The organism is Cellulomonas pasadenensis (assembly GCF_047229365.1).
Lineage (GTDB): Bacteria > Actinomycetota > Actinomycetes > Actinomycetales > Cellulomonadaceae > Cellulomonas.
Genome location: NZ_JBFTEP010000197.1, coordinates 1 through 4,650, shown reverse-complemented (window position 1 = coordinate 4,650; position 4,650 = coordinate 1). Strand labels below are relative to the sequence as shown.

Sequence of the window (4,650 nt, the reverse complement as noted above, 5' to 3'; positions counted from 1 at the left end):
GCCACGGCGCCGGCGGCGGCGACCGCGAGCGCGGTGACGGCGGCCGGGACGCGGCGGCGGAGCCGGGTCGGGTCGGGCGCCGCACCGTGGCGGCGGGTGGGCAGGGACGAGCCAGGACGCGCGGGGACGCCGACCATCGGGACTCCTTCGTCACGGCACGACGTCGTGCCGGAGGTGGGCTGTCCCGCGACCGTAATCCGTTGCATCAAGTTTCAGCAAGGGATTCCGGCAAAGCCGTCGAGCCGGACGAGACGGACCGTCTCGGCGCGCGGACGGCGCCGCACCGCACCCTTGTGCCGCACCGGCCGCCGCGCCCAGCATGGGCGCAGCGGACCCCGTGGGGCCCGGCCGACGTCAGGGTGAACGACGGAGTTCGACGACGGAGGGGGCGGCACATGCGCGTGCAGGACGGACGAGGGGGACGGCTGCTGGCCGGCGGGGCGCTCGCGCTCGCGCTCGTGGGCAGCGGCCTGGCGGGCGACGCGCTCACGGGCGACGGGCGCACGGACGACGGGGCCGGGGGCGCGCCGGCGGCCGACGAGCTCGCACGCGGGCACGGGTGGCCCGGCGGGTCCGCGCGCAACGTCGTCCTGCTGGTCGGCGACGGGCTGAGCATCGCCGCACGCGACGCGATCCGGCTCGCCACGGTCGGGCAGGACGGCGAGCTCGCCATGGACTCCCTGCGGTACGCGGGCTGGACGCACACCGACTCGGCCGACCCCGAGGAGGCCGTCACGGACTCCGCGGCGGGCGCGACCGCCTTCGCCACCGGCGTGCGCACCTACAACGGCGCGGTCTCGGTCGACGTCGCCGGCACCCCGGTCCCGACGCTGCTCGAGCACGCCCGGCGGCTGCGCAAGGCGACCGGGCTCGTGACGACCGCGCAGGTCACGGACGCGACGCCCGCGGCGTTCGGCGCGCACGTGCCCGACCGGGCCGACCAGAGCGAGATCGCCCGCCAGTACCTCGACGACACCCGGCCCGACGTGATCCTCGGCGGAGGCGAGGACTGGTGGTACCCGGAGGGCGACGAGGGTGCGTTCCCGGACGACCCGGCCGACCCCCGGCCGGAGGTGAGCCGGAGCCGGCACGGGAACCTCGTGGAGCGGGCCGAGGCGCTGGGCTACGACTACGTGACCACCGCCGACGAGCTCGCCGCCACCCGCGCGGAGCGCGTGCTCGGCCTGTTCGCCAACGAGGAGATGTTCGAGCAGGCGCCCGAGGGGCAGGGCGACGAGTACGCGCCCACCGTCCCGCTCGCGACCATGACGGGCACGGCCCTCGACGTGCTCTCCCGCGACCGGCACGGGTTCTTCCTGCTCGTCGAGGAGGAGGCGATCGACGAGTTCGCGCACAACAACAACGCCGCGCGCACCCTGCAGGCCGGGCAGGCGTTCGACGAGACCGTCGCCGTGGTCCGCGACTTCGCGGCGCGCCACCGCGGCACGCTCGTGGTCGTCGTGGGCGACCACGAGACCGGCGGCCTCGCCATCGAGAACGTCGACCCGGACGACGAGTCCGGCGACCCGGCGAGCACCTCGCCCGAGGTGCTGCAGAGCCTCGAGGACGGGCCGTTCGACGTCGCCGGCAGCGACCTGCAGTTCACGGTCGACTGGACCACGAGCGGGCACACCGGCGCCTCGACGCCCCTGACCGCCGAGGGACCGGGCGCTGAGCGGCTCGCCCGCGTGCAGGACAACACCGACGTGTTCGTCGTGCTGCGGGACGCGATGCGCGGACGGCGCTGACCGGCCGCCCACCCGACGCGCGGGCGGCACCGGCGCACCGTGGCGCCGGCGCCACGGGCCGCGCGGGTCGGGCGAGCCCTGGGTCAGACGAGCCCGAGCGACCGCACCGCCTCGCGCTCCTCGACCAGCTCCGCGACCGAGGCGTCGATGCGCGCGCGCGAGAACTCGTCGATCTCGAGGTCCGGCACCACCGTGAACGCGCCGCCGGACGCCGTCACCGGGAACGAGGACACGAGGCCCTCCGGCACGCCGTACTCGCCGGTCGAGACGACGCCGGCCGACGTCCAGTCGCCCTCGGGCGTGCCGTGCACCCAGGTGTGCACGTGGTCGACGGCCGCGTTCGCGGCCGACGCCGCCGACGACGCGCCGCGTGCCTCGATGATCGCGGCGCCGCGCTTGGCGACCGTCGGGATGAACGTGTCCTGCACCCACGCCTGGTCGTCGACCACGTCGAGCGCGGGACGCCCGCCGATCGTCGCCTGCGTGAGGTCGGGGTACTGGGTCGCCGAGTGGTTGCCCCAGATCGTGACGCGGCGGATGTCGTCGATCGCCGCGCCGGTGCGGTGCCGCAGCTGCGCGAGCGCGCGGTTGTGGTCCAGGCGCGTCATCGCGGTGAACCGGTCCTTCGGCACGTCCGGCGCGTGCGCGGACGCGATGTAGGCGTTCGTGTTGGCCGGGTTGCCCACCACGAGGACGCGCACGTCGTCGGCCGCCCCCGCGTTGATCGCCGCACCCTGCGGGCCGAAGATGCCGCCGTTGGCGCTGAGCAGGTCGCCGCGCTCCATGCCGGCGGTGCGCGGGCGCGCCCCGACCAGCAGGGCGACGTTGACGCCGTCGAACGCCGCCGTGGCGTCGTCGGTGATGTCGATGCCGTCGAGCAGCGGGAACGCGCAGTCGTCGAGCTCCATCGCGACGCCCTCGGCCGCCTTCACGGCCGGCGGGATCTCGAGCATGCGCAGGCGCACGGGCGTGTCCGGGCCGAGCAGCTGGCCGGAGGCGATGCGGAAGAGGAGCGCGTAGCCGATCTGGCCGGCGGCGCCGGTCACGGTGACGACGGCGGGCGAGGTGACGGACACGGTGGGGAGCTCCTTCGGTCGGCCGACGGGCGGGCGCGCGCCGCGAGGTCCGCGCCCTGCCGAACCTACCCGAGCACGTGCGAGGTCGCGGGTCCGTGCCGAGGTCGCGGGTCGCAGCCCGCGACCTCGCACGGGTCCCACGACCTCGCACGCACCCCCTGACCGCAGACGGCGACGGCGCCCCTCCCGTGGGAGGGGCGCCGTCGGTGTGCTGCGGGGCCGGTCAGGCCAGGCGCGCGGCGAGGTTCTCGTCGAGCGCGGCGAGGAACTCCTCGGTCGTCAGCCAGGCCTGGTCGGGCCCGACGAGCGAGGCGAGGTCCTTCGTCATCTTGCCGCTCTCGACGGTCTCGACGACGACCTTCTCGAGCGTCTCCGCGAACTGCGTGACCTCGGGCGTGCCGTCCAGCTTGCCGCGGTGCTTGAGCCCGCCGGTCCAGGCGAAGATCGACGCGATCGGGTTCGTCGACGTCGGCTTGCCCTGCTGGTGCTGGCGGTAGTGGCGCGTGACGGTGCCGTGCGCGGCCTCCGCCTCGACCGTCGTGCCGTCCGGGGTCATGAGGACCGAGGTCATGAGGCCCAGCGAGCCGAAGCCCTGCGCGACGGTGTCGGACTGCACGTCGCCGTCGTAGTTCTTGCACGCCCAGACGTAGCCGCCCTCCCACTTCATCGCGGCGGCGACCATGTCGTCGATCAGGCGGTGCTCGTAGGTGAGGCCCGCCGCGTCGAACTGGTCCTTGTACTCGGCGTCGAACACCTCCTGGAAGATGTCCTTGAACGCGCCGTCGTACGCCTTGAGGATCGTGTTCTTCGTCGACAGGTACACGGGGTAGCCGCGCTGCAGGCCGTACGCGAACGAGGCGCGCGCGAAGTCGCGGATCGACTCGTTGAAGTTGTACATGCCCATCGCCACGCCGCCCGCCTCGGGCATCGTCACGACCTCGAACTGCTGCGGCTCCGAGCCGTCGGCCGGCTCGAACGTCATCGTGATCTTCCCGGCGCCGGGCACCTTGAAGTTCGTCGACTTGTACTGGTCGCCGTGGGCGTGACGGCCGATGATGATCGGCTTGTTCCAGCCCGGCACCAGCCGCGGGATGTTGCTGATGATGATCGGCTCGCGGAAGACCACACCGCCGAGGATGTTGCGGATCGTGCCGTTCGGCGAGACCCACATCTTCTTCAGGCCGAACTCCTCGACGCGCGCCTCGTCCGGCGTGATCGTCGCGCACTTGACGCCGACGCCGTGCTCCTTGATGGCGTGGGCGGCGTCGATGGTGACCTGGTCGTCGGTCGCGTCGCGGTTCTGGATCGACAGGTCGTAGTAGCGCAGGTCGATGTCGAGGTACGGGTGGATCAGGCGGTCCTTGATGAACTGCCAGATGATGCGCGTCATCTCGTCGCCGTCGAGCTCGACGACCGGGCCGACGACCTTGATCTTCGCCATGCGAGTCCTGCCTCTGGGTGTGCCGGGGATGTCGGAGCCAGGTTACTCGACGTCGAGAGACCTGGGCCGGGGGGACGAACCGGACGTCGTGAACCCGTCCGGGCGGGTGCCGCCGCGGGCCGGGACTGGCATGCTGGCCCGCGCACACGATCCGCGTGCCGCCGATCAGCGCGCCCGCCACGTCCGGTGCGGACGGGACGTCGGCGGCGGCACCGTCACCCCGAGCCGACAGGACCGACATGTCCCAGCAGAAGCCTGACCTCCCCGAGGGCACCTCGCAGCCCGAGGGCACGACCCCGTCCGCCGACGCGCCGGTGCCCGCCGCCGCGGCCGGCACGCCGGTCCCCGCCGCCCCCGGCGCGTCGATCCCGTCGATGCTCGCCGA

3 protein-coding genes are annotated in these 4,650 nt (G+C 73.7%); 1 reads left to right on the top strand and 2 read right to left on the bottom strand.

Features of this window, described 5'->3' with window-relative positions; translation table 11 throughout:
* Positions 1–395: 395 nt before the first annotated feature.
* Entirely contained in the window at positions 396–1,748 is a 1,353-nt protein-coding gene (locus AB6N23_RS17325; protein WP_412867216.1) for an alkaline phosphatase, read from the top strand.
* A gap of 83 nt (positions 1,749–1,831) precedes the next feature.
* Here AB6N23_RS17325 and AB6N23_RS17320 read toward each other — a convergent pair whose 3' ends face one another.
* Positions 1,832–2,824 carry a malate dehydrogenase gene (locus tag AB6N23_RS17320; protein WP_412867215.1) on the bottom strand — a complete coding sequence of 331 codons (993 nt, stop codon included), beginning with the start codon at positions 2,822–2,824 and terminating at the stop codon, positions 1,832–1,834.
* Positions 2,825–3,047: 223 nt separating this feature from the next.
* Positions 3,048–4,265 carry an NADP-dependent isocitrate dehydrogenase gene (locus AB6N23_RS17315; RefSeq protein WP_412867214.1) on the bottom strand — a complete coding sequence of 406 codons (1,218 nt, stop codon included), beginning with the start codon at positions 4,263–4,265 and terminating at the stop codon, positions 3,048–3,050.
* Between the last annotated feature and the right edge of the window lie 385 nt (positions 4,266–4,650).

Bases quoted from the DNA above. Each gene is read 5' to 3' on its own strand.
- AB6N23_RS17325 (WP_412867216.1), top strand. From the start codon at position 396: ATGCGCGTGCAGGACGGACGAGGGGGACGGCTGCTGGCCGGCGGGGCG.
- AB6N23_RS17315 (WP_412867214.1), bottom strand. From the start codon at position 4,265: ATGGCGAAGATCAAGGTCGTCGGCCCGGTCGTCGAGCTCGACGGCGAC.